General features: G+C 65.1%; 19 protein-coding genes. 18 read left to right on the top strand and 1 reads right to left on the bottom strand.

What is annotated here, in order from left to right:
* The first annotated feature begins 229 nt into the window (after nt 1-229).
* Nucleotides 230-2,959, top strand: a complete 2,730-nt coding sequence (prsT, locus tag VFF99_RS10495; RefSeq protein ID WP_325017602.1) for an XrtA/PEP-CTERM system TPR-repeat protein PrsT — start codon at nt 230-232, stop codon at nt 2,957-2,959.
* Nucleotides 2,960-3,113: 154 nt separating this feature from the next.
* Here the strand turns inward: prsT and VFF99_RS10490 are convergent, their stop codons facing one another.
* Complete coding sequence (locus VFF99_RS10490) at nt 3,114-3,764, bottom strand: PEP-CTERM sorting domain-containing protein (RefSeq protein ID WP_325017600.1); 651 nt, start codon at nt 3,762-3,764, stop codon at nt 3,114-3,116.
* A gap of 357 nt (nt 3,765-4,121) precedes the next feature.
* Here VFF99_RS10490 and VFF99_RS10485 point away from each other — a divergent pair, with 357 nt between their 5' ends.
* From VFF99_RS10485 to VFF99_RS10405, 17 genes are all read left to right on the top strand, one after another.
* Nucleotides 4,122-4,778, top strand: a complete 657-nt coding sequence (locus tag VFF99_RS10485) for a PEP-CTERM sorting domain-containing protein (RefSeq protein WP_325017598.1) — start codon at nt 4,122-4,124, stop codon at nt 4,776-4,778.
* 273 nt (nt 4,779-5,051) lie between these two features.
* Nucleotides 5,052-6,581 carry an XrtA system polysaccharide chain length determinant gene (locus tag VFF99_RS10480; protein ID WP_325017596.1) on the top strand — a complete coding sequence of 510 codons (1,530 nt, stop codon included), beginning with the start codon at nt 5,052-5,054 and terminating at the stop codon, nt 6,579-6,581.
* Between the two features lie 34 nt (nt 6,582-6,615).
* Entirely contained in the window at nt 6,616-7,497 is an 882-nt protein-coding gene (locus VFF99_RS10475; protein ID WP_414691528.1) for an XrtA-associated tyrosine autokinase, read from the top strand.
* Between the two features lie 4 nt (nt 7,498-7,501).
* Nucleotides 7,502-9,049 carry a TIGR03016 family PEP-CTERM system-associated outer membrane protein gene (locus VFF99_RS10470; RefSeq protein ID WP_325017594.1) on the top strand — a complete coding sequence of 516 codons (1,548 nt, stop codon included), beginning with the start codon at nt 7,502-7,504 and terminating at the stop codon, nt 9,047-9,049.
* 16 nt (nt 9,050-9,065) lie between these two features.
* On the top strand, nt 9,066-9,893 hold the full coding sequence (locus VFF99_RS10465; RefSeq protein ID WP_325017592.1) for an XrtA/PEP-CTERM system-associated ATPase: 828 nt from the start codon (nt 9,066-9,068) through the stop codon (nt 9,891-9,893).
* A gap of 6 nt (nt 9,894-9,899) precedes the next feature.
* Nucleotides 9,900-11,432, top strand: coding sequence for an MBOAT family protein (locus tag VFF99_RS10460; protein WP_325017590.1), 1,533 nt, complete (start codon nt 9,900-9,902; stop codon nt 11,430-11,432).
* 4 nt (nt 11,433-11,436) lie between these two features.
* Entirely contained in the window at nt 11,437-12,654 is a 1,218-nt protein-coding gene (locus tag VFF99_RS10455) for a hypothetical protein (RefSeq protein WP_325017588.1), read from the top strand.
* 326 nt (nt 12,655-12,980) lie between these two features.
* A complete protein-coding gene (gene wecB / locus VFF99_RS10450; RefSeq protein ID WP_325017586.1) occupies nt 12,981-14,138 on the top strand; it encodes a non-hydrolyzing UDP-N-acetylglucosamine 2-epimerase in 1,158 nt (385 codons plus the stop codon).
* 9 nt (nt 14,139-14,147) lie between these two features.
* The gene (locus VFF99_RS10445) at nt 14,148-14,987 is read left to right on the top strand and encodes an XrtA system polysaccharide deacetylase (RefSeq protein ID WP_325017584.1); all 840 of its coding nucleotides are present in this window, start codon (nt 14,148-14,150) and stop codon (nt 14,985-14,987) included.
* Nucleotides 14,984-16,069 (top strand): FemAB family XrtA/PEP-CTERM system-associated protein, encoded by a 1,086-nt coding sequence (locus VFF99_RS10440; protein WP_325017582.1) that lies wholly within the window; start codon nt 14,984-14,986, stop codon nt 16,067-16,069. The genes VFF99_RS10445 and VFF99_RS10440 overlap by 4 nt, the downstream gene beginning before the upstream one ends.
* A 4-nt stretch (nt 16,070-16,073) precedes the next feature.
* Complete coding sequence (locus VFF99_RS10435; RefSeq protein ID WP_325017580.1) at nt 16,074-17,306, top strand: TIGR03087 family PEP-CTERM/XrtA system glycosyltransferase; 1,233 nt, start codon at nt 16,074-16,076, stop codon at nt 17,304-17,306.
* Nucleotides 17,303-18,829 (top strand): exosortase A, encoded by a 1,527-nt coding sequence (gene xrtA, locus VFF99_RS10430; RefSeq protein WP_325017578.1) that lies wholly within the window; start codon nt 17,303-17,305, stop codon nt 18,827-18,829. Before VFF99_RS10435 ends, xrtA begins: the two co-directional genes overlap by 4 nt.
* 3 nt (nt 18,830-18,832) lie before the next feature.
* Complete coding sequence (locus VFF99_RS10425) at nt 18,833-19,981, top strand: TIGR03088 family PEP-CTERM/XrtA system glycosyltransferase (protein WP_325017576.1); 1,149 nt, start codon at nt 18,833-18,835, stop codon at nt 19,979-19,981.
* Entirely contained in the window at nt 19,969-21,879 is a 1,911-nt protein-coding gene (locus VFF99_RS10420; RefSeq protein ID WP_325017574.1) for an XrtA/PEP-CTERM system amidotransferase, read from the top strand. The genes VFF99_RS10425 and VFF99_RS10420 overlap by 13 nt, the downstream gene beginning before the upstream one ends.
* A 2-nt stretch (nt 21,880-21,881) precedes the next feature.
* Entirely contained in the window at nt 21,882-23,096 is a 1,215-nt protein-coding gene (locus VFF99_RS10415) for a TIGR04063 family PEP-CTERM/XrtA system glycosyltransferase (RefSeq protein WP_325017572.1), read from the top strand.
* Nucleotides 23,093-24,295 (top strand): glycosyltransferase family 4 protein, encoded by a 1,203-nt coding sequence (locus VFF99_RS10410; RefSeq protein ID WP_325017570.1) that lies wholly within the window; start codon nt 23,093-23,095, stop codon nt 24,293-24,295. The genes VFF99_RS10415 and VFF99_RS10410 overlap by 4 nt, the downstream gene beginning before the upstream one ends.
* Entirely contained in the window at nt 24,292-25,281 is a 990-nt protein-coding gene (locus tag VFF99_RS10405) for a polysaccharide deacetylase family protein (protein WP_325017568.1), read from the top strand. The genes VFF99_RS10410 and VFF99_RS10405 overlap by 4 nt, the downstream gene beginning before the upstream one ends.
* Nucleotides 25,282-25,283 lie beyond the last annotated feature (2 nt).

The following is a 25,283-nucleotide window of genomic DNA, read 5'->3' as shown; positions in this document are numbered from 1 at the left end:
AGTATTGCGCGGCAGAATCTCTCCGCGTTGATGCACCTCAATGGTGTGAACTTCTTGCGGCCGCGGAAAAGTGGCCTCGCATACACTCGTTTCTCATGACCAATATCAACGGCCGCCGGCAGTCAGGGAAACAGCGGCCATCACGTACGGACGGCCCAGTGCCGCCATCAGAGAAAAAAGGAAAACGATAATGCCTTCTCTTCGTCATAAAAAGCCGCTCTGTATCGCAATGATTTCGGGAAGCCTCCTTACGGGCGGGCTGGCGGCGTGCAGCAAGTCGCCGGACGTGCAGGCGCTCGTCAGCGAGGCCGGCGAGTATCACAGGAAAGGGGATAACAAGGCGGCGGTGATCCAGCTCAAGAACGCGCTGCAGCAAAGCCCCGAGGACATGCATGCGCGCCTTCTCCTGGGCACCGTTTACCTCGACACAAACGATCCCCAGTCCGCCGAAAAGGAACTGCGCAAGGCGATCGAACTGGGCATGGCGCGCGACAAGGCGCTACCGCCTTTGGCCAGGTCGCTGATCATGCAGGGGAAGTTCGAAGCGGTATTGGCTGAAGCGGGCGACGCACCGGACGACCTTGCGGCCGCACTGGCGCGCGGCAATGCCTTTCTCGGGCTGGGCAAGGGCGACGAGGCGAAACAGGCATTCGAACTTGCCCGCAAGCTGAGCCCGGACCATCCCGACGTGCTGATCGGGCTCGCGCGCCACGCCACGCTGTCCAGGGACACGCAGCTCGCTTCGCGCTACGCGGACGAAGCGACTGCCAGAAATCCGGCAAATGCCGACGCGTGGCAGTTCAAGGCCGATCTGCTGCGCGCGCAGAACAAGGCGGAGGAAGCGCTCGCGGCGTACGAGGAAGTCCTGAAGATCAAGCCGAACGCGGCCCCGGCGCTGGTGTCCCGAGCGGGAATCGAAATCGGAATGGGGAAGTACGATGCGGCGCGCGCCAATCTGGAAGCGGCGCGCAAAGCCGGCTCGGCAACCATCATCGGCATTTATACCCAGGCCCTGTTGGAGTACAGGGAAGGCAAGCACGCCGCGGCGCTGGAGCAGCTGCAGCGTATCCTGCGCTCGGCGCCGGACCACATGCCCAGCCAGCTGCTGGCAGGATCGGCGCAGTACGCCCTCGGTGCGACGCAACAGGCGGAAGTACACCTGAAGACATACCTGGATAGTCACCCGAAGGATATCAACGCACGCAAGCTGTATGCCGCCGTGCTGCTGAAGAACGGCGAGGCCAAGCGTGCACAGACCGTGGCCTCGGAAGCGTTGAAGGACGCGCCCCAGGACCCGCAGTTGCTTGCCATCGCCGGCGAGTCGTCCTGGCAGTCCAACGACCTGCGCGCGGCGAGCGACTATTTCAAGAAGGCCAGCGCCATTGCGCCGCAGGACGCCATGATCCGCGCTTCGCTGGGCAAGGCCAAGCTGGGCCAGGGTGACAGCGATGCTGCAATTGCCGAATTCGAAAAGGCCTATGCCCTCGACAAAAAGGACCAGACCGGCACCGCCCTCGTCCTGTCATACGTCCAGCAAAAGCGCTTCGACAAGGCACTGGAACTGGTGAACGGGATGGAAAAGGAGCAGCCGAAGAATGCCAGGCTGCGGCTGCTGAAGGGAGCCGTGCACCTGGCACGGAACGATACGGCCAATGCGCGCAAGAGTTTCGAAGAGGTACTGGCGATCGAGCCGCTGAACTATCCCGCAGCCGCGAGCCTGGCCAACCTCGATGTCAAGGAAGGCAAGCCCGATTCGGCAAAGAAGCGCCTGGAATCGCTGCTGGAAAAGGATCCGAAGAATCCGGAAGTCCTGCAAGCACTCGGCGCGCTGGCTGCGCAACAGAAGCAGAACGAGGAGGCCACCCGCTGGTTCGAGCGTGCGCATGCGGAAAACCCGGATGCAATGCAGGCCGCCGGGCAGCTTTTCATGCAGTACGTCCGCAACGGACAGAAACAGAAGGCATTGTCGCTCGCGCAAAAACTGCAGAGCGCAAACCCGCAAAGCCCGGAGGCGCTCGAAATGCTCGGCAATGCGCATTTCGCCAACGGCAACCGGGAAGCTTCACTCGAGGCCTACGAAAAGCTGGCCGTCCTCAAACCTGACGCGGCCGGCGTGCACTACCACGTCGGCATTCTGCAGCTCGGGGCGCAAAAGCAGGCGCAAGCGGCAGCCGCATTCAAGAAGGCGCTCGCGCTCCATCCCGATTACATCGAGGCGCACTTGGGACTGGCAAGCATCGATGTCATGGCAGGGCGCCACGAACCGGCGCTCGGTACGGCACGCAACCTGCAGAAGCAGCATCCGAAGTCTCCAGCCGGGCATTTGCTCGAGGGAGAGGTCCTGATGGCGCAAAAGAAGCCGGCGCTGGCAGCCGGGGCATTTGAACGCGCCTTCGCGGCAGGCAAGAACGGACAGACCGCGCAAAAACTGCATGCCGCGCTGGTATTGGCCGGCAAGGAAAAAGAGGCAGACAGCCACATCAACGAATGGCTCAAGGCGCATCCGAACGACAGCGCGTCCCATGCTTATCTTGCGCTCCATTACCTGTCGACCGGCCAGAACAAACAGGCGATCCGCCAGTACGAAACCATCGTGAAGGGCGATCCGAAGAACGTGCGCGCGCTGAACAACCTCGCCTGGGCCTATCAGCAGGAAAAGGACAGCCGCGCGCTGAAGCTGGCGGAGAACGCCTACGGTATCGATCCGCGCAACCCGGCAGTGATGGACACCCTCGGCGGCATCCTCGTCGAGAACGGGGAGGTGCAGCGCGGCCTGGAGCTGCTCGAAAAAGCGGTCGCCGGTGCGCCCGACGCGCCCGATATCCGCCTGCGCTACGCCGAAGCGCTCGTGAAAGCAGGCGACAAGGAGAAAGCACGCAGCGAACTCAAGACCCTTGTCGATTCAGGAAAGGACTTTCCCAAGCTGAAGGACGCACGCGCGTTGTTGGCCCAGCTTTGAACCGAGGCCCGGATGTGCGAACGGCAGGCATGAGCGCCTGCCGTTTTTTTTGCATCGATCATGCCGCGACCACGTCTCCGTGAGCACGCAAGCATGCAAGGCAAAAAAAAGCCGGCTTTGAAGGCCGGCTTTTCATGCTGCTGAAGTGCTTCGATCAGGCTTGCAGCTGCTTGCGGCGGCGTGTGGCGGCCAGGCCGGCCAGGCCGAGGCCAAGCAATGCCAGCGGGGCCGGTGCCGGAACCGGGACGGCGTCCAGGGTCACGATGGCGGCGTTGGTGATCGGGCCGGTGCTCGTGAAGTACATGTCGGAGAGGTTCACGGTGAAGGCGCCGCCGGTGCCGAAATTGACCGTCACCGGGTTGAAGTCGATGAACAGGTCGGTGATCGAGAACAGATTCGAGTTCACCGGGCCGGCGATGGCACCCGTCACGGCGACATGCTGCACAGTCTGCGCAACCGGGCTGGTAAAGGTCAGGTTGGCGGTGACGCCGAGGTTGTCCGTTTCATTGCCGCCGAAGCCGCAGCCCAGCAGGAAATCGAACAGGCCGACACCTGTGTTGATGCAGGACTCGCGCAGGTTGGCGGTGCCGAACAGGAAGGAGTGCGAGTCGCCCGCGCTGTTCAGGTTGAAATTCACCGGAGAGGTGACCAGGTTGGTGAATACGACGTCCAGCTGGCCGTTGCCGGTGCCGTAGCCGCTGCCGACGCTGAAGCTGCCGCCAGAGACGGTAAAGGGAATAGCGCTGGCGGTTGCGGAAAATCCGAGGGCCGATGCCAGACCCAGAGTGAGCAGTGCTTTTTTCAAGAGTTTCAAAATGATCTCCCCGACTAGAAGGTTAATGTGAGTGGTGCTGCCCGCCCGTATCAGCAAGCACCGTGCCCGAGGAGAAAAGGTCTTTTGCATCAAACAGTTGATGTCGCCCGGCTGATCGGCGGCGTCGTGTCTGTAAAGTCAGCCGACACAATCCGGCAGCGCGCGATACGACGCGTGCGCAGACCTGCCGCGGCGGCAGGCCGTCGAAAAGTCTTACAGCTTGCTTGAGGGATATCGCTAACTCGCTGCTAACTCCTTGAATCCAAAGGAGGCACGCCCTCCGGCACGCAAGTTGCTGATTAGGGGGCAGTAACGCACGTAGCGCCAAACCACAACAGGAGAAAAGAAATGACAATGAAAGCCTTATTGAAAACCGCATTCGCGGTATCGGTGCTCGGCTTTGCCGGCACCACCTATGCCGCTCCCTGCGGCACCGGACTCGACACGACGAACATGACGATCAACGGCGAGTCCGCCGACGCCTGCCACGGCCCGTTCACGCCGGCCAATAGCAGCCCGGGGCAGCTTCAAAATTATCTGAACACGAACAACGTCTTCGGCGGCGGTTGGGATCAGGTTGTCCGCGACGAGACACCGGGCGGCGGCACGAGCAACGGCGACACCGTCATGGGCATCCGGTTCAGCCTGAATGCGGTAGGCAACAATACCGGCACGTTCACGCTGACGCTCACTGACACCAATGGCGCGACGCCGCTGAACCTGCCCGTGGTCTTCGATCTTGTCGGCGTCCTGAAAGCGGCCACCAGCAGCGCCGCCTACTTCTTTGACGACATCGTCCTTGACGACAGCAACCCCGGCACGTACACCATCACTTTCGACAACAACGGCGGCAATAACCCCGCCCTGTCGCACATGGATTTCCTGGTCCGCGACGGCCGCACGCCCCCGCCCACCGACGTGCCCGAGCCTGTATCGTCCGGCCTGCTCGGCATCGGTATCCTTGCCGCCGCAACGGCACGCCGCCGGAGGAAGCAAGGCGCCTGATGACGGGACGAATGCCCCGTCTGGTGCTTGCGCTGCATCGCGCCATCATCCCTGCCTCACTTCAGCCTGGCGCCGAGCCAGGCTGTTTTCCTGTTCGCCGCTCCGCACGCGAGCCCTCGCTTGCGGGCAAAAGTTCCCGCTTCCTGTTGCCAGCTTGACAAACGTCAATTCTTACCTCCTGGATATAAGTAATCTTTGATGGCGCATCAAAAGCGGCAGCAGAACAACAATGAGCGCCTATCGTGGCCGCGCCGACTCAGGGAGCAGGAAGCAATGGAAGAACAACTCGCCCAGCTGGTTTCGCATATCAAGGGTGTCTGGAAGTACCGGTGGCTCGCCCTCGCGACCGCCTGGCTGGCCGCCGTCGCCGGCGGCATCGCCGTCCATCTCGTGCCCGACAGCTACCAGGCATCGGCGCGGGTGTATGTGGATACCCAGAGTATCCTCAAGCCGCTGCTGTCGAGCATGACCACGGTGCCCAACGTGGAGCAGCAGGTGGCAATCATGAGCCGTACGCTCATGAGCCGGCCCAACCTCGAACGCCTGACGCGCATGGTCGACCTCGACATCAAGGCCAGTACCGCGCGCGAAAAGGAAGAACTGCTCGACAAGCTGGCCAAGGACATCAAGCTCAGCGGCACGGCGCGCGACAATATCTACACCATCGCCTACAGCCACGAAAACCCGAGGTTGGCCAAGGAAGTGGTGCGCTCGCTGCTGACCATCTTCGTGGAAGCCAGCATCGGCGACAAGAAAAAGGAATCGGAAAAGGCCGTCAGTTTCATCGACGACCAGATCAAGAGCTACGAAGAGAAACTCACGGCCGCCGAAAACGCACTCAAGGAATTCAAGCTCAGGAATACCGGCTTGCTGTCGCGCCAGGGCGGCGACTACAGCAGCAAGCTGATGGATGCCAACGACGCCCTCGGCCAGGCGCGCCTCGAACTGCGCGAAGCGGAGCAGGCGCGCGATGCGCTCAAGCGCCAGATCGCCGGCGACGAAGCCGATGCGGCAGCCGCCATGCGCGCCGCCGCTGCGAGCAACCCGGAAATCGACGAACGCCTGCAGACGCTGCGCAAGAACCTCGACAACCTGCAGATGCAGTACACCCCGGCGCACCCCGACATCATTGCCAACCAGCGCCTGATCGCGCAGCTCGAAGAGCGCAAGCGCGAGGAAGCGAAGACCAGGAAGCCGAATGCCGACCGCGGCGCCAACTACAGTCCCTTGCTGCAGCAGCTGACGATCTCTCTGGCTTCCGCCGAGGCGCGTGTGGCATCGCTGCGCACACGCGTTGATGAATACGGCTCCCGTGTGGCGCGCCTGACTGCCATGAACAAGGCCGTGCCGGAAGTCGAGGCCCAGCTCGCGCAACTCAACCGCGACTATGAAATCAACAAGGAAAACTACGAAAAGCTGCTTGGCCGCCGCGAGGCCGCCAAACTCTCCGGCGAGCTGACCACCACTACCGACATGATGACCTTTCGCGTCGTCGATCCGCCGATGGTGCCGCAAACGCCGTCGGGCCCGCCGCGCATGAAGCTGTTCGGCGGCGTCGTGCTCGGCGCGCTGGCCGCCGGCATCGCCGCCGCCTTCCTGATGAGCCGCATCCGTCCGACTTTCCTTACGCAATACAGCCTGCGCGAGGCCACCGGCCTGCCCATCCTCGGCACGGTCGCCATGCACTGGACGGAGCAGGAGCTGGCGCGGCAGCGCAAGGGCACGATCGCCTTCGCGGGCTCGTTCGGGCTGCTGCTCGTGCTGTGCAGCGGCGTCATGCTGCGCATGCTGATGACCTCTTAAGGCAGGCCCTCCAACCGATTTCCCGGGAGAGAATGTGAGCATTATCGAAAAGGCCGCCGGACGCATTGCCGGCCAAGCGCGCGAAAGCCGTCCCCGTCCCCGTCCTGCCACCCCGCCGCCGCTGGTGGCCGCCGTGCCGCAGGAGCCGCCGGTAGTACAACTTGCGCAGGCCGAAGTCCAGCCTGCGCGCATCGCCCCCCGCCACCAGATCGACGTGGAGCGCCTGCACAAGGCCGGCATGGTCACCCCGAACAGCGAACGCACGCCGGTCGCCGAGGAATTCCGCTTCATCAAGCGCCCGCTGATCGGCAAGGCCCTCTACAAGGGCCAGGGCGCGATCCGTCACGGCAACCTGATCATGGTCACCAGCTCGCTGCCCGGTGAAGGAAAGACTTTCTGCGCCATCAACCTCGCGATGAGCATCGCGATGGAAATGGACCATACCGTATTGCTGGTCGACGCCGATGTCGCCCGTCCGTCGGTGCTGCCGGCCCTCGGCCTCGAGGCGGAGACCGGGCTGATGGACCTGCTGCGCGACGAGTCGCTCGATCTGGCCGACGTGCTGCTGCGGACCAATGTGGAGCGGCTGAGCATCCTGCCTGCCGGGAACAGCCAGAAGAATGCCACCGAACTGCTGGCCAGCCAGTCCATGAAAGCCTTGCTGGACGACATCGCCACGCGCTACGCCGACCGCATCGTGATCTTCGATTCCCCGCCCTTGCTGCTGACCAGCGAGGCACGCGTGCTGGCCGAGCAGATGGGACAGATCGTGATGGTGGTGGAAGCCGAAAAGACGACGCGCAACACCCTGAAGGATGCGTTGCGCAAGATCGAAAGCTGCGAAAACGTCAACCTGATCTACAACAAGGGCCGCAGCTTCGCCGAACCCGAGACCTACGGTTACTACCGCTCCTGACGCCATGCGACACTTTCCCGATCACGCCATCCTCTTTCCGCTTGCGCCGATCGCCGCCTGCGTCGCGCTCGCATGGCCCGGGTCGGCCGGCGCCGCCGAGTGGACAGTCACGCCCGGCGTCGACCTCAGGGAAACGTATACCGACAACATCAGGCTGTCGCCGGCAGGCAGCGAGCAAAGCGATTTCATCACCGAGGTCGCACCGCGCCTGTCGATCCGCGGCATCGGCGCGCGCATGAAACTGTCGGCCGACTACGGCATGCGCAATTTCTTTTATGCGCGCACCGACGGCGCATCCAATACGCAGCACTACCTGCAGGCAAATGCCAACGCGGAGCTGGTCGAAAACCTGTTCTTCATCGACGGCCGCGCATCCTCCGGTCAGCAGGCGATCTCCGAATTCGGGCCTCAGGTCAGCGGCAATGGCAACCTGAGCGGCAACGAGACGGAAGTGCGCAGCGCCAGCATCAGCCCTTACCTGCGCCACCGCTTCGGCCGGGCGGCCACCGGCGAACTGCGCTACAGCCGCGACATGGTCAACGCGGACGCCGGCGGACTGCGCGACAGCAATTCCGACCGCGTGCGCCTGAGCATCGACAGCGGCTCCGATTTCCATACCCTGCAATGGGGCGTCCTCTACGACGACCAGCGCATCGAATACAAGGATGCGGAAGACGTCGACACCCGCGCGCTGTCCGGCACCTTGCGCTACCTGGTGACGCCGCGCATCTCCCTGACCGCGACCGCCGGCCGCGAAGAAAATAGCTATGCGAGCATCGGGCGCAATCCGGAGGGCAGCTTCTGGTCGCTTGGCGCCATCTGGGCGCCGTCGGAACGCACGCACATTTCGGCCGCCGCCGGCAAGCGCTTCTTCGGCGATACCTTGTCCATCGACGCCCGCCACCGCACCCGCATGGGTATCTGGAGCATCGGCTACCAGGAAGATATCACCACCGCGCGTTCGCAATTCCTCGTGCCTGTCACGCAGGACACCGCTTCCTTCCTCAGCGGCCTGTGGGAGGCCAGCATCCCCGACCAGGCCGCGCGCGAGCAGCTCGTGCAGGAATTCATCCGCGACGCCAGCCTGCCCTCGACCATGGTGTTCCCGGTGACCGCCTATACCAACCGCGTGTTCCTGCAAAAGACCGCGCATGCGTCGGTCGCCTTCCGCGGCGCGTTCAACACCCTGATCCTCAACCTGTTCCGCACCCAGCGCGAACCGCAATCCGCATCTGCCGCGGACGCCTCGCTGGGCGTCGGCATCGGCGCACTCGCCGGCGAGGCCACACGCCAGACCGGTGCGGGCGCGGTATGGAACTGGCGCCTGTCGCCGCGTACCAGCGTGGTTGCCAGCGCAGGCATCAACCGCATCCACGGCCAGGCCAGCGGCCGGGAAGACGACAACATTTCCGCGCGTATCGGCATCACGCGCCAGCTGCAGCAGAAGGTCAAGGGCGGGGTCGAACTGCGCCGTCTCGAAAAGCGGTCCAATCAGGTGAACGCGGAATACCGCGAAAACGCCGTCACCGCTTTCCTGCAGATATCCTTTTAACGGAGCCAAGTCCGCAATGTACGAATCCTTTTACGGATTGACCGCCAATCCCTTCCAGCTCAAGCCCGACCCGGCCTTCTTCTATGGCAGCAAGGGCCACAAGCGCGCGATGGCCTACCTCGATTACGGTATCTCGCGCGGCGAGGGATTCATCGTCATCACCGGCGAGGTCGGCGCCGGCAAGACCACGCTGATGCGCAACCTGTTCCACAAGCTGGACGCCAACCGCATCCGCGCCACCCAGATCGTCAACACCGCGCTCGACGCCGACGACATCCTGCGCACCGTCGCCGCCGCATTCGGCCTGCCGCACGAGAACGCCAGCAAGACCACGCTGCTGGGGCGGCTGGAACTGTTCCTGCGCCAGTGCGACCAGCAGGGCAGGCGCGCGCTGCTCGTCGTGGACGAAGCACAGAACCTGCCGCCGCGCGCGGTCGAGGAATTGCGCATGCTGTCCAACTTCCAGACCGACGACAGCTGCCTGATGCAGATCTACCTGCTCGGCCAGCCCGAGTTCCGCCGCACGCTGCTCAGCCCCGACATGGAACAGCTGCGCCAGCGTGTGATCGCCACCTACCACCTCGGTCCGCTCGACTACTTCGAAACCTGCGCCTACATCGAGCACCGCCTGCGCACCGCCGGCTGGCAGGACGACCCGCGCATCACCGACGACGCCTTCGCCGCCATCCATGAATACACGGGCGGCGTGCCGCGCAAGATCAACACCCTGTGCGACCGCCTGTTCCTGATGGGCTACCTGGAAGAGCTGCACGTGTTCGACGAACCGGAACTGCAGACCGTGATCGGCGAAGTGCAGCGCGAATTCGGCATGCACGCCGAATAACAGGCAATGCTGTTCAATTCCTACGCCTTCCTGCTGGCCTACCTGCCGGTCACGGCCGTGGTCTTTTTTCTGCTCGCGCGGCGCAGGCGGGAACTGGCGGCCGCGTGGCTCGCCGCCGCCTCGCTGTTCTTCTATGCATGGTGGAGCCTGGCCTACCTGCCGCTGCTGCTGGCATCGATCGCGTTCAACTTCCGCGCCGGGCAATGCATCGCCGCCGCCAAGGGCAGGGCGCGCCGCCGGTGGCTGGCGTGCGCGGTGGCCGCCAACCTCATCGTACTGGCCTACTTCAAGTATGCGGACTTTTTCCTGGCATCGGTCAACGCGTTGGCGGGAAGCGAGTTCCCCATGCTGCACGTTCTTCTGCCAATCGGCATTTCCTTCTTCACCTTCACCCAGATCGCCTTCCTGGTCGATACCGCGCAGGGAAAGGTGAGGGAATTCCGCTTCACGCACTACCTGCTCTTCGTCACCTACTTCCCCCATCTGGTGGCCGGCCCCGTGCTGCACCACAAGGAGATGATGCCGCAGTTCGCGGAAGAGGCGACCTACCGTTTCTCGGCGCAGAACCTCGCGGTCGGGCTCACCATCTTCATCATCGGCCTGGCCAAGAAAGTGCTCATCGCCGACAACCTCGCCGACCACGCGAACTTCGTGTTCGACAAGAGCGATTCCGCCAGCCTGCTGGTCGCCTGGGGCGGCGTGCTCGCCTATGCCTTCCAGCTCTACTTCGATTTTTCCGGCTATTCGGACATGGCCATCGGCCTGTCGCGCATCTTCGGCGTGCGCCTGCCGCTCAATTTCAATTCGCCGTACAAGTCGGCCAGCATCGTCGAGTTCTGGCGGCGCTGGCACATGACGCTCTCGCGCTTTCTGCGCGACTACCTCTATATCCCGCTCGGTGGCAACCAGAAGGGGCCGCTGCGGCGCCATGCCAACCTGATGGCGACCATGACGCTGGGCGGGTTGTGGCACGGCGCTTCCTGGAACTTCGTGCTGTGGGGCGCGCTGCACGGCGCCTACCTCATGCTCAACCATGCATGGGCAGCGCTGGCAGGCGACAGCCGCTTCCGCCGCAGCCGCGCCTGGCATGCTGCGGGCGTGCTGCTGACCTTTGCCGCCGTCTGCGTCGCCTGGGTGTTCTTCCGTGCCACCGACCTGCCCAAGGCGCTCTGGATTCTGCAAGGCATGGCCGGCATGTATGGCGTCGGCCTGCCCGATGCGATCGGCTACCAGCTCGGCGCGGCAAAACCGCTGCTCGAACAATGGGGCGTCACTTTCTACCTGGGGGGCGGCGCGCGCTTCATGCAGACCTGGGGCTGGGTCGCCTGCGCCGCGGCAATTGCCTTCCTGATGCCCAACACGCAGGAGCTGATGCGCCGCTTCGAACCGGCACTGGACGTTGCCGCCGATGCGGCGCAGCGCGTGCGCGGCCTTGCCTGGCAACCCGGCACACGCTGGGCGGCGGCGGTCGGCGTGCTGGCCGTGTTTAGCCTGCTGTCGCTGAACCGCCCCACCGAATTCCTGTACTTCCAGTTCTGAGGCCATGAACGCGACATTCGACCGTGACCACGCGCGCTTCCTCCGGCGTACCTGCGCAGTGGTCGCTGCCGGCGTGCTGCTGGCAGCGGGGACGGCGGTGCTGGTCGATCCCTATGGTCTGTTCGGCATCGTGCAGAAGCCCGGCTTCAACGCGGTGAAACCGCGGCCGGACCGCTACCAGGAAGAGATCAAGCTGACCGCCGCGCGCCGCCTGCAGCCCGAAGTTGTCATCGCCGGCAACTCGCGTGCCGAAATCGGTTTCGATCCGGCCCATACAGCGCTGGCGGGCAAGAACGCGTACAACCTTGCCATTCCCGGCACCAGCATCCACGCCACCCGGCGCCAGCTCGACTACCTGCACGCGGCGGGGCAGCGGCCCGCGGCAGTCATCCTCGGCGTGGAGTTCCTCGATTTCCTGACCGCCCCGGAGGTGCGCCGCCGGCAGGTGGCGGCGGCGGGGACGCAGCAGAAGGTCGATGCGTTCGGCTGGAAGGTGGATGCCGTCTTTTCGCTGTCCGCACTCGCCGACAGCCTCGCCACGCTGCGCCTGCAGCGCGATCCGGAAGGCAAGACCATCGCGCCCAACGGCTTCAACCCGCTGCTCGAATACCGCCGCTTTGCGCGCGAGGGCGGTTACCACGCGCTGTTCCGGCAGCGCGCGGAAGAATATGCAAAGGCCTTCGCGCGCCTGCCTCGCACCGTGCCCGGGCCCGAGACCGGCGGCTCGCCCGACCTCGATGCCCTTGGCCAGATCCTGCGCACACTCGCGCCGGCCTCGGAAGTGCATCTCGTGATCTATCCCTACCACGCGCAGATCCTTGCGATGTTCGAGGAAACCGGCCTGTGGGACGCCTTCGAGCAATGGAAAGCGATCCTCGCGCGCGAAGTGGCGGCGGTCCGCCGCGCGCATCCCGATGCGCGCCTCACCTTGTGGGATTTCAGCGGCTATTCGTCCTACCAGTGTGAGCCCATTCCCGTCAGCGGCGACAGGAAGACGGAGACCCGCTGGTACTGGGAGGCGGGCCACTTCAAGTCCGCGCTGGGTGGAGCGATGCTGTCGCGGATGATGGGTGAAGGGATGGATGGCTTCGGTCATGTGCTGACCGTGGCCCGGCTGGAAGAAAACCGACAACGCATCCGCCAGGAGCGAGCGTCGTGTGCGGCCGCGCAGCCGGCATTGTTCCGCGACGCCGCCGCAATGATTCAACGCGCAGCCCATTGAAATTGCCCCACGGCATTTGCTGCAATGCAGGTATATCGATGCAGCAATCTTGCACGGTTTCACTATTTGTCCATTATCAAAACCGGCGCTCCATCCGCCTTGCACAATAAACACAAGCTTGCAAAAAAGTTCATTGCAGCAGCCGCACCAAACGACATGAACGGCTGCGCGATAGGGCGTCCGAATCAACAACGATAAAAACAGGGAGTGTGTCATGCGTTCCATCCACAAGCGCCACACCGTCTGGCGGCTGCCGGCTGCACTGGCAAACCCTCTGTCGAGCCTGCGCTAACGCGCGCCTATCCACCTTTCCACAATACGATTCCATGCAGAACACACCGTACCGTCTCCTGTGCGTCGTCGGCGCGCGTCCCAACTTCATGAAAATGGCGCCCATCATGGCCGCCATGAAGGAAGCCGCACCCGAGATCGATGTCTGCCTGCTGCACACCGGGCAGCATTACGACGCGGCGATGAACCACCAGTATTTCGATGCGCTGGGCATCCCCGCGCCCAACATCAATCTCGATGTCGGCTCCGGCAGCCATGCCGCGCAGACGGCGGACGTGATGCGCCGCTTCGAGCCTGCGCTGGACGCCGAGCAGCCCTCCGCCGTGCTGGTGGTGGGCGACGTCAATTCCACGCTGGCCTGCGCGCTGGTGGCCGCCAAGAAAGGCGTGCGCGTGATCCACGTCGAGGCCGGCCTGCGCAGCTACGACCGCAGCATGCCCGAGGAAATCAACCGCATCCTCACCGACCAGATCTCGGACCTGCTGTTCACCACCGAGCGCGAAGGCCGCAACAACCTGCTGCGCGAGGGCGTGGCGGACGAGCGCATCCACTTCGTCGGCAATGTGATGATCGATACCCTGCGCCGCAACCTCGCACGTGCGGTGCCGGTGCAAGACATCCTCGAACAGGCGGGCGCGAGCAATCTGCTTGCCGGCGGCAAGGACTACGCGATATTTACCCTGCACCGCGCCTCCAACGTCGACGACCCGGGCACGCTGCGCGGTCTGCTGGACACGCTGGCGACTGTCAGCAAGTCGCTGCCGGTGATCTTCCCCATGCATCCGCGCACCCGCAGCATGATCGAGAAGGGCGGCATGGCCCGCCTGCTCGATCCGGCCCGCATCCTGCAGCTGCCGCCGATGGGCTACCTCGAAATGCTCGGCCTGATGCGCGATGCACGCGTCGTGCTTACCGATTCCGGCGGCATCCAGGAAGAGACCACGGCGCTCGGCATTCCCTGCATCACCCTGCGCAACAATACCGAACGTCCGATCACCGTCACCGAAGGGACCAATACGCTGGCCGGCACCGATCCCGCCAACATCCTCGCGATCTTCGACGAGGTGATGCGCGCCGGCGGCAAGGCCGGGCGCATCCCGGAGTTCTGGGACGGGCGGGCGGCGGTACGCATCGCGCAGGTGATCCGCGGCTGGATCAAAGGCGAGATGGAACCGGCAGCACTGGCCGCCTGAGGAGTGCGCATGGCTATCCGCAACGCCATGACCATCGACGTGGAGGACTATTTCCAGGTCTCCGCCTTCGAGCGCCACATCCCGCGCGCGCAATGGCCGTCATTGCCGTGCCGGGTGGAAGCAAACATGGACCGCATCCTCGCGCTGCTCGACGCCGAAAACGTCAAGGCCACCTTCTTCACGCTCGGCTGGATCGCCGAGCGCTATCCGGCGCTGGTGCGCCGTATCGTCGACAACGGCCATGAGCTGGCCAGCCACGGCTACGGCCATGCGCGCGCCTCCGACCAGACGCCGGAAGAATTCCACCAGGACGTAAGCCGCGCCAAGGCGCTGCTGGAAGACATCGGCGGCAAGCCGGTGCGGGGCTATCGCGCGCCCAGCTTTTCCATCGGCCTGCGCAACCTGTGGGCGCTGGATGTGCTGGGGGAAGCCGGCTACCGCTACAGCTCCAGCATCTACCCCATCAGCCACGACCACTACGGCATGCCGGATGCGCCGCGCTTTGCGCACTACCCGCGCGGCAGGGACGGCGTGCTGGAAGTGCCGATCACCACGGTACGCGTGATGAAGAAAAACCTGCCCTCCGGCGGCGGCGGCTATTTCCGCCTGTTCCCCTATGCCGTGTCGCGCTGGCTGCTGCAGCGCGTGAACCGGGAAGACCGCCAGCCCGGCATCTTCTACTTCCATCCCTGGGAAATCGACCCCGGGCAGCCGCGACAGAGCAACGTGGGCCTGAAGACCCGCTTCCGTCATTACGTGAACATCCACCGCACCGAGGCGCGCCTGAAGGCACTGACGCGCGATTTCCGCTGGGGCCGCATGGATGACATTTTCCTGGTGAACAATTGAACACACTCGTCGAACCGCGCGCATTCGCCGCGCCGCTTGCCCCGGCCGCCAACGCAACCCTCGCCGTGCGCGAAATGCAGCGCGGCGACATCGCTCGTTGGGATGCCTTCGTCACTGCCTGCCCCGAGGCCACCTTCTGCCACCGCGCCGGATGGAAGGAAGCGATCGAACGCGCCTTCGGCCATCGGACATGGTTCTTGTTTGCAGAAAACCAGGGGCGCATCGAAGGCGTGCTGCCGCTGGCGGAAGTGAAGAGTCTGTTGTTCGGCCACTCCCTGGTCTCGCTGCCGTTCTGCGTCTACGGCGGCATCGCGGCCAGTACCGAGGCCGCCCGGCAAGCCTTGCACCGCGAAGCGCAGGCACTGGCGGCGCGCCTCAAGGTCGGCCACCTCGAATACCGCAACCTGGAAGCGAAGCAGCCCGACTGGCTGGGCAAGGAACTGTACGTCACCTTCAGGAAGGAAATCTACGCCAGCGACGACGACAACATGCGCGCCATCACCAGCAAGCGGCGCGCAATGGTGCGCAAGGGCATCAAGGCCGGCCTGCAAAGCGAGATCGACAGCGGCATCGACCGCTTCTACGACGCCTACGCCAAGAGCGTGCACCACCTCGGCACGCCGGTGTTCTCGAAGAACTACTTCCGCATCCTGCGCGAGGTGTTCCCCCACGATTCCGAGATCATGACCATCACGCTGGACGGCCGCACCATCAGCAGCGTCATGAACTTCTACTTCCGCGACCATGTGATGGCGTATTACTGGGGCGGCGCGGGCGAGGCGCGCGAAGTCGCCGGCAACGACTTCATGTGCTGGGAAGTGATGCGGCGCGCCGGCAAGCGCGGTATCCGCACCTTCGATTTCGGCCGCAGCAAGATCGGCACCGGCTCCTACGACTTCAAGAAGGGATGGGGATTCGAACCGCAGCACCTGCCCTACGCTTACCAGCTGCACCGCGCCAAGGCACTGCCGGACAACAACCCGCTCAACCCGAAATACCAGCGTTTCATCAAAATGTGGCAACGGCTTCCGCTGCAGGTCGCCAATGCCATCGGCCCGCATATCGTCAAGAATCTGGGGTGATGCCTTGGAACACCTCCTTCTCCTGGTCCACCGCATGCCGTACCCGCCCAACAAGGGTGACAAGATCCGCTCCTACCACCTGCTCGCACACCTGGCACAGCGGTTCAAGGTGCATCTCGGCACCTTCGTCGACGACACCGACGACTGGCGCCACGCGGACACCGTCAGGCATCTCTGCGCCACGGCGCACATCGCCGCCTTGCATCCGATGCGCGCCAAGCTGCGCAGCCTGCGCGCATTTGCCGCCGGCCGGGCGCTCACGCTCGACTATTACCGCGATGCCGCCATGCAGGCCTGGGTGGAAAAGACGGTGGCCGAATACGGCATCCACCGCGTGGTCGTGTTCTCGTCCGGCATGGCGCAGTACGCCGAAGGCATCCCCAATGCCTGCCGCATCATCGATTTCATCGACGTCGATTCCGACAAATGGGTGCAGTATGCCGACACCAAGCCATGGCCTCTAAGCTGGCTGTACCGGCGTGAAGGGCAGGAACTGCTGCGCTACGAGCGCCGGGTTGCACGGGAATTCGACGCTTCGCTGTTCGTCTCCGCGGCCGAAGCAGGCCTGTTCCGAAAACTCGCCCCGGAGAGCGCGGCCCGCATCGGCCATATGAGCAACGGCGTGGACACCGCCTATTTCTCGCCCGAACGCAGCTACGACAACCCCTATTCCCCCAACGAGGCGGCCGTCGTGTTCACCGGTGCCATGGATTACTGGCCCAATATCGACGCCGTCCAGTGGTTCGCCGAAACCATCATGCCGGCGGTGCGCGAGCGCAATGAAAAGGCGATGTTCTACATCGTCGGCGCGCGGCCCACCCAGCAGGTGAAGAACCTGGAACAGATCCCCGGCGTAAAGGTGACCGGAGCGGTGGACGACGTGCGTCCCTACATCGCCCATGCCAAGGTGGCCGTGGCACCGCTGCGCATCGCCCGCGGTATCCAGAACAAGGTGCTGGAAGCGATGGCGATGGGCAAGTCGGTGGTGGTCTCGCCCGCCGCGCTGGAAGGCATCGACGCCGCACCGGGGCGCGAGATCCTGCTTGCCGGCGACGACACGCAATATGTCAATGCAGTCACCGCGCTGCTGACCCTCTCCCTGCCCGAGATCGGGCGCGCGGCGCGGCGCAAGGTGGTCGAGCAGTACGGCTGGGCCAGCCATCTGCGGACACTGGACACTCTGCTGGATGTGCCGGCCGGCGAGGCCCTGCAGCCGCTGGCAGGAGAACGCGCGTGAACACCGCCGGCGCACAAGCGCTTTCCCTGCCCCGTCTGCCGGCCGCCATCGCGCTTGCCGGCGTGCTGCTGGCCGTTCTCGCCATCTATGCCGACACCGCCCGCTCGATCGTCGCCATCTGGGACAGTTCCGAGACCTTCGCCCACGGCTATGTGATCCTGCCGATCAGTCTCTGGCTGATCTGGCGCCGGCGTACGGAACTGGCCCGGATCGCGCCCCAGCCCTGCTGGCCGGCCCTGTTGTTGCTGGCCGTCGTCGGCTTCGGCTGGCTGCTGGCCGACGTCGGCGGCGTGCAGGTCGTGCGCCAGTACGCCTTCGTGGCGATGCTGCTGCTGACCGTGCTGGTGGTGGCCGGCCTGCGCCTGTCGCAGGCGGCGGCATTCCCGTTGCTGTTCCTGCTGCTTGCCGTGCCCTTCGGCGAAGCCTTCGTCCCGCCGCTGATCGACTTCACCGCCGACTTCACGGTGGCGGCACTGCAGCTCACGGGCATCCCGGTGCTGCGCAACGGCAGCAATTTCGAGATTCCGACTGGCAGCTGGTCGGTGGTGGAAGCCTGCAGCGGCGTGCGCTACCTGATCTCCTCGTTCACGCTGGGCTGCCTGTATGCCTATCTCAACTACCGTTCGCCGCTGCGCCGGGGGATGTTCGTCGCGCTGTCGATCGTGGTGCCCATCATCGCCAACGGCCTGCGCGCCTACATGATCGTGATGCTCGGCCACCTCAGCGGCAACAAGCTCGCCGTCGGCGTCGACCATCTGATCTATGGCTGGGTCTTCTTCGGGCTCGTCATGTTCCTGATGTTCTGGATCGGCGGCTTCTGGCGCGATGACGGCAAGGATGAGGAGCCGGCGGCGCCGCGCGCCACGGAGGCGCCGGCGGCATCGCCCGCTACCATCGCCGCTGCCGCCGCTGCCAGCATTGCCTGCGTCGCCGTATGGCCGTTCTACGCGCATTACCTCGACCGCGCCACCTACAATCCCGAGCCGGTCAGGCTCGACGCCTTCCACACCACTTGGAAACCGGCACCCGCATTCACCGGCTGGCGGCCCGGCTTCACACCGGCGGCGCTGGAGTTCGACCGCTTCTACCAGGAAGGCGGCGCGAAAGCAGGCATGTCGATCCGCTACTACCGCAACCAGCACGAGAGCGCCAAGCTCATCAGCTCGTCCAACCGTCTCGTGCAGGAAAAGGAGAAGCGCTGGCTGCACGTGGCAACAGCCGGCCGCAGCGAACAGATCGGCGGCCGCACACTTGCCCTGCGCGAAGCGCGTGTGCAAGGCGAGGGCGGGCCTTTCCTGGTTTGGTCCTGGTACTGGATCGACGGCCGCTTCCTCGTCAACGACTATCTCGGCAAGCTGCTGCAGGCAAAGGAAAAGTTGATGATGCACGGCGACGACGGCGCCGCCATCCTGCTCTATGCACCCTACGACTCGAACCCGGAACAGGCGCGGGCGGCGATGCGTACCTTCCTGTCCGCGCACCTGCCGCAACTGGAAACGGCGCTCGCCGCCAACAGGAAATAAGCCATGGCGCACGCAGCTCCCCTGGTCGTCCACCTGATCTACCGTCTCGATTTCGGCGGGCTGGAGACTCTGCTCGCCGAATGCGTGAACCGCATGCCGGCGGGGAAGTATCGGCATGCGATCGTCTGCCTGACCGGCTATACCGGTTTCGCCAGCCGCGTCACCCGGCCGGGCGTGGGCATCTTCGCGCTGGACAAGCCGCCCGGGCTGGCGCCGATGACCCACGTCAAGCTGTGGAAGCTGCTGCGCCAGCTGCGGCCGGCCGTCCTGCATACCTATAACTTCGCCGCGCTCGAATACAACGTCACGGCCGCGCTGGCCGGCGTGCCGGTGCGCGTGCATGCGGAACACGGACGGGACGCGTCCGACCCCGAAGGCTTGAACCGCAAGCACAACCTGCTGCGCAGCCTCCTGATCCCCTTCATCGATTGCTACATCCCGGTCTCGCGTGACCTGCAGCGCTGGCTGCGCGAGCGCGTCGGCATCCCCGAACAGAAGAACCTGCTGATCAACAACGGTGTCGATACCGATGCATTCCATCCTGCGCCGGCTGCGCGTGACGGCGAGTTCGTGATCGGCACGGTCGGACGCGTGCAGGACGTGAAGGACCACGCCGGCCTCGTCGATGCCTTTCTCCATTTGCGCGCGCTGGTGCCGGAGCATGCGCACCGCCTGCGCCTGGCCATCGTCGGGGACGGCCCGCTGCTGCCGGCGCTGAAGGCAAAGGTCGCGGCCGCCGGCATACAGGATTGCGTCCGGCTGCCCGGCGCACGCGACGACGTGGCTCAGCTGATGCAGGGGTTTTCCGTCTTCGCGCTGTCGTCGATCGCAGAAGGCACTCCGGTCACGCTGCTCGAAGCGATGGCCTGCGGCCTGCCCGTCGTCGCCACGCGCGTCGGGGGCATCCCGGACGCCGTGGTCGACGGGCACACCGGGAGGCTGGTCGCACCGAAAGACCCGGTCGCGCTGGCCGAAGCGCTGGCCGCCTATGTGCGGCAGCCGGAATTGATCGAACAACACGGTGCCGCCGCGCGCGAACGCGCGGAGCGGCATTACAGCATCAGCGCCATGGTGGCGGCCTATACCGGCCTGTACGACCGCCTGTGCGACACCAACAACCTGAGAGAGGCAAGCCAAGCATGTGCGGAATAGTCGGGATGTTCGATACGCGCGGCAAGCGCGAGATCAACCGTCTGCTCCTGGAGCGGATGAATGAAAGCCAGCACCACCGCGGCCCGGTGGAAGGCGGCCTGCACCTGGAACCCGGGCTCGGCTTCGGCCATCGCCGGCTGTCCATCATCGACCTGTCGTCCGGCCGGCAGCCGCTGTTCAACGAAGACGACAGCGTGGCCATCGTCTTCAACGGCGAGATCTACAACTTCCACGAGCTGATGGCGGAACTGATCGCCCTCGGCCACCGCTTCCGGACGCGCTGCGACACCGAGGTGATCGTGCACGCATGGGAAGAGTGGGGCGAGGATTGCGTGCTCCGCCTGCGCGGCATGTTCGCCTTCGCCGTCTGGGACCGTAATCGCCAGACGCTGTTCCTCGCGCGCGACCGCCTGGGCATCAAGCCGCTGTTCTATGCGCTGCTGCCCGACGGCATGTTCGCCTTCGGATCGGAACTGAAGTCCCTGCTCGAATTGCCGGGACTGGCGTGCGACATCGACCCGCGCTCAGTCGAGGACTATTTCGCCTACGGTTACGTGCCCGAACCGCGCACCATCTACAAGTCGGCCAGCAAGCTGGCGCCCGGCTGCATGCTCACCCTCCGCGCCGGCAAGCCGGTACCGGCACAGCGCCGTTATTGGGACGTGCCCTTCACGCCGAATGCCGCGATGGCGGAAGCCGATGTCGAGCATGAACTGATCGAGCGCCTGCGCGAAGCGGTGCAGAGCCATCTCGTGTCCGACGTGCCGCTCGGCGCATTCCTTTCCGGTGGCGTCGACTCCAGCGCGGTGGTCGCGATGATGGCGCAGATGTCCGCCGGCCCGGTCAACACCTGCTCCATCGGCTTCGACGATCCGCGATACGACGAATCGCGCTACGCCGCCATCGTCGCCACCCGCTACCGGACCGACCACCATGGCGACACCGTCGACGAAAACGATTACGGCCTCATCGACAGGCTGGCCGCGCTCTACGACGAGCCCTACGCCGACAGCTCCGCCATTCCCACCTACCGCGTGTGCCAGCACGCGCGCAGGCGCGTCACGGTCGCGCTGTCCGGCGACGGCGGCGACGAGAACTTCGCGGGTTACCGCCGCTATCGCATGGCGATGGGAGAGCAACGTGTGCGCGAACTGGTGCCCTCGTCGCTGCGCAAGCCGCTGTTCGGCTTCCTCGGCAACTACTACCCGAAGGCCGACTGGGCACCGCGGGTGTTCCGTGCCAAGACCACCTTCGAAGCGCTGGCGCGCGACCTCGTCGAAGGCTATTTCCACGGTGTGTCCACGCTGCCCGACCGCGTGCGGGAAAAATTGTTCAGCGATGGGTTCCGCCGCGCGCTGCAGGGCTACCGCGCGATCGAAGTCATGCGCGGCCATGCGCGCAACGCGCCGACCGACGATCCGCTGTCGCTCCTGCAGTACATCGACATGAAGACCTACCTGCCGGGCGACATCCTCACCAAGGTCGACCGCGCCAGCATGGCCCATGCGCTGGAAGTGCGCGTGCCGCTGCTGGACCACCGCTTCGTCGAATGGGTCTCCGGCCTGCCGGCGTCGAGCAAGCTGCGTGGCGGCGACGGCAAGCATGTGTTCAAGAAGGCGCTGCGTCCCTACCTGCCGGACGACATCCTGTACCGCCCCAAGATGGGTTTCTCGATTCCGCTCGGCGCGTGGCTGCGCGGGCCGCTGCGCAACAAGGTGCGCGCCGCCGTGCTCGGCCCGGCCCTGCTCGATACCGGGATCTTCAATGAATTCACCTTGCGCCAGATGCTCGAACAGCACCAGTCCGGCCTGCGCGACCATACCGTCGCGCTGTGGTCGCTCCTGATGTTCGATGCCTTCCTGCGCAACCACGGCGCGTGCAGCGTAAAGGCGGCCTGACTATGCGAATCCTCCACATCCTCGACCACTCCATTCCGCTGCACAGCGGCTATACCTTCCGCACCCTGTCCATCCTGCGCGAGCAGCGAGCGCGCGGCTGGCAGACCTTCCACGTCACCAGCGCCAAGCAGCGCTCTGGTGACATGCTGGAGGAAAACGTGGACGGCATGCGCTTCTACCGCACTCCCGTCGGCAAGGGGCCGCTGGCGAAGCTGCCCGTGCTGAACCAGGTCGACGTCATCGACGGACTTGCGAAGAGGCTGATGCAGATCATCCCGCAGGTGCGTCCCGACGTGCTGCACGCCCATTCGCCCTCGCTCAACGCAGTCGCCGCGCTGCGTGCCGGACGCCAGTTCGGCATACCCGTGGTGTACGAGGTGCGCGCCTTCTGGGAAGACGCCGCCGTCGACCTTGGCACCGGCAAGGAATTCGGCGTGCGATACCGGCTGTCGCGCAGGCTGGAAACCTGGGCGCTGAAAAAGGCGGACGCGGTCACCACCATCTGCGAGGGCTTGCGCAAGGACATCGTCGCGCGCGGCATCCCGGCGGACAAAGTGACCGTCATCCCGAACGCGGTGGATATCGAACACTTCAGCGCCGGCGGCCTGCCGGACAATGCCCTGAAAGCCACGCTCGGCCTGCAGGGCAAGCGCGTCATCGGCTTCATCGGCTCCTTCTATGCCTACGAAGGGCTGGACGTGCTGCTGCGCTCCTTGCCGCGCATCCTGCAGTCCGCGCCGGACGTGCGCGTGATGCTGGTGGGCGGCGGCCCGGAAGAGTTGCGCCTGCGCTCGCTCACGCGTGACCTCGGGCTGGACGACAAGGTGTGCTTCACCGGCCGCGTGCCGCATGCGGAAGTGCAGAAATACTATGATTTGCTCGACGTCCTGGTCTATCCGCGCCTGTCGATGCGCCTGACCGATCTGGTCACGCCGCTCAAACCGCTCGAAGCCATGGCGCAGCAGCGGTTACTGGTGGCCTCTGACGTCGGCGGGCACCGCGAGCTGATCACCGACGGCAGCAACGGCGTGCTGTTCAAGGCCGGCGACCCGGCGTCGCTGGCCGACAAGGTGGTGTCGCTGCTCGACGCCAGCAGCCGCTGGCCGGCGCTGCGCACTGAAGGGCGCCGTTTCGTGGAAACCGAGCGCAACTGGCACGAGAGCGTCTCGCGCTATGAGCATGTGTACGGCCGGCTGGCGGGCGCAATGGCGATATGAAGATCCTGACGTTCTCCACCCTGTACCCGAACCGGGAACGTCCCGGCCACGGCATCTTTGTCGAGACGCGGCTGCGCCACCTGGTCATGAGCGGCAAGATCGAGGCGCGCGTGATGGCACCGGTGCCGTGGTTCCCGTTCGCGCACGACCGCTTCGGCCAGTACGCGAGCCATGCGCGCGCGCCGCGCAACGAAATTCGCGACGGCATTGCGGTCGACCATCCGCGCTACCCGGTGCTGCCGAAGATCGGCATGAACGTTGCGCCGCAGCTGCTGGCAAAGGCGGTCATGCCGGCCATCCGCAAGCTGATCGATGCCGGGCAGGACTTCGACCTCATCGATGCCCATTACTTCTATCCGGACGGCGTGGCCGCGGTGATGCTGGCGAAGCACTTCAACAAGCCGGTGGTCGTGACCGCGCGCGGCTCCGACATCACGCTATTCCCGCACTATCCGCGTCCGCGCAAGCTGATCCTGCAGGCAGCCAGCGAAGCCGACGGCGTGATCACCGTCTGCCAGGCGCTCAAGGACGAAATGGTGCGCCTCGGCGTGCCCGCGCAACGCATCACCACGCTGCGCAACGGCGTCGACCTCGACCTCTTCGCGCCGGTCGAGCGCGAGCCGGTACGGCGCCGCCTCGGCATCGAGGGCTTCACCCTGCTGTCGGTCGGCAACCTCATTCCGCTGAAAGGGCACGATCTTGTGATCGACGCCTTGCAGCAGCTGCCCGGCGTGCGCCTGCTGATCGCCGGCAAGGGGCCGGAACGCGGGGCGCTCGAAGCCCGGGCAAAGGCACTGCAGGTGGCGGACCGTGTGCGCTTCCTCGGCACGCTGCCGCAAGCCGAACTGCGCCACTATTACGGCGCCGCCGATGCGCTGGTGCTCGCCTCCAGCCGTGAGGGCTGGGCCAATGTCCTGCTCGAAGCGATGGCCTGCGGCACGCCGGTGGTTGCCAGCCGCGTATGGGGCACGCCGGAAGTGGTCGCCTCGCCGGATGCCGGCCTGTTGATGGAAACGCGTTCCGCCGCCGGCGTCGCGCAGGCGGTGCGGCAATTGCAACGGCATTATCCAGACCGCGGCATGACCCGCCGCTACGCCGAAGGCTTCAGCTGGGACGACACCACCGCCGGGCAGCTGCGCCTGTTCACCGACATCCTCCGCCGCCGTTCCGGGCAGCGCACGCTTGCCGAGGCCGCATGATCGCGACAGCAGAAAAGAACCTGGGCCGGGTGACGGCCGGCATGCTGCGCACCGTCGGCAATGCGCTGTCGGCCGGCGGCAGGAACGGGCGGCGCGTCTGCATCCTCAGCTACCACCGCATCCTGGAAGCGCATGATCCCTTCCTGACATCCGAGCCGGACGTCCACACCTTCCGCTGGCAGATGGAACTGCTGGCGGAATGCTTCAACGTGCTGCCGCTGCACGACGCGGTGGAAGTGATGGGCAGGGGTGACCTGCCGCCGCGCGCCGCCTGCATCACCTTTGACGACGGCTACCGTTCTACGCACGACCTCGCGCTCCCCGTGCTGCGCGAATACCGCCTTCCCGCCACCGTGTTCGTGACCACCGGCTGCATGCGCAAGGGCAACATGTGGAACGACCGCATCATCGAAGCGGTGCGCCGCTTGCCGGGCACGCGCTTGGACATGCGCGACGCCGGCATCGGCGTTCTCTCCCTGGCCGGCGACCTCGCCCGGCATGAAGCTGCGCACCGCTTGATCGAAGCCTCCAAGTACCTGTCGCCCGGCGAGCGCGACGCCATCACGCGCAAGATCGAAGCGCTGGGCGGCCACGCTGACAGCAACGGCCTGATGCTCACCGCCGACATGGTAGCCGCGATGGCGCGCCAGGGTGTGGAGATCGGCGGTCACACCGTGTCGCATCCCATCCTCACGCGCCTGGACGACGACGCTGCCAGGACGGAAATCGAGACCGGCAAGAAGGAACTGGAAGCCATCACCGGCCGCCCGGTGCGCCTGTTCGCCTACCCCAACGGCAAGGTCGGCAAGGACTACGATGACCGCCATGTGCGCATGGCGCGCGAGGCCGGCTTTACCGCCGCTTTCACCACCGCGGTCGGTGCAGCATCGCGCCAGCACGACCGTTACCAGCTGCCGCGCAGCCGTCCCTGGGACGCCACGCCCGGGCGATTCGGCATGCGCATGCTGAGCTGGCTGGCAGCCTGAGG

Origin of the sequence: Noviherbaspirillum sp., from assembly GCF_035654295.1 — a bacterium.
Lineage (GTDB): Bacteria > Pseudomonadota > Gammaproteobacteria > Burkholderiales > Burkholderiaceae_D > Noviherbaspirillum.
This window is presented reverse-complemented; position numbering and strand designations above follow the sequence as displayed.

Coding starts and splice junctions, on each gene's coding strand:
- prsT (WP_325017602.1), top strand. CDS start 230: ATGATTTCGGGAAGCCTCCTTACGGGCGGGCTGGCGGCGTGCAGCAAG.
- VFF99_RS10485 (WP_325017598.1), top strand. CDS start 4,122: ATGACAATGAAAGCCTTATTGAAAACCGCATTCGCGGTATCGGTGCTC.
- VFF99_RS10480 (WP_325017596.1), top strand. CDS start 5,052: ATGGAAGAACAACTCGCCCAGCTGGTTTCGCATATCAAGGGTGTCTGG.
- VFF99_RS10470 (WP_325017594.1), top strand. CDS start 7,502: ATGCGACACTTTCCCGATCACGCCATCCTCTTTCCGCTTGCGCCGATC.
- VFF99_RS10465 (WP_325017592.1), top strand. CDS start 9,066: ATGTACGAATCCTTTTACGGATTGACCGCCAATCCCTTCCAGCTCAAG.
- VFF99_RS10460 (WP_325017590.1), top strand. CDS start 9,900: ATGCTGTTCAATTCCTACGCCTTCCTGCTGGCCTACCTGCCGGTCACG.
- VFF99_RS10455 (WP_325017588.1), top strand. CDS start 11,437: ATGAACGCGACATTCGACCGTGACCACGCGCGCTTCCTCCGGCGTACC.
- wecB (WP_325017586.1), top strand. CDS start 12,981: ATGCAGAACACACCGTACCGTCTCCTGTGCGTCGTCGGCGCGCGTCCC.
- VFF99_RS10445 (WP_325017584.1), top strand. CDS start 14,148: ATGGCTATCCGCAACGCCATGACCATCGACGTGGAGGACTATTTCCAG.
- VFF99_RS10425 (WP_325017576.1), top strand. CDS start 18,833: ATGGCGCACGCAGCTCCCCTGGTCGTCCACCTGATCTACCGTCTCGAT.
- VFF99_RS10420 (WP_325017574.1), top strand. CDS start 19,969: ATGTGCGGAATAGTCGGGATGTTCGATACGCGCGGCAAGCGCGAGATC.
- VFF99_RS10415 (WP_325017572.1), top strand. CDS start 21,882: ATGCGAATCCTCCACATCCTCGACCACTCCATTCCGCTGCACAGCGGC.
- VFF99_RS10410 (WP_325017570.1), top strand. CDS start 23,093: ATGAAGATCCTGACGTTCTCCACCCTGTACCCGAACCGGGAACGTCCC.
- VFF99_RS10405 (WP_325017568.1), top strand. CDS start 24,292: ATGATCGCGACAGCAGAAAAGAACCTGGGCCGGGTGACGGCCGGCATG.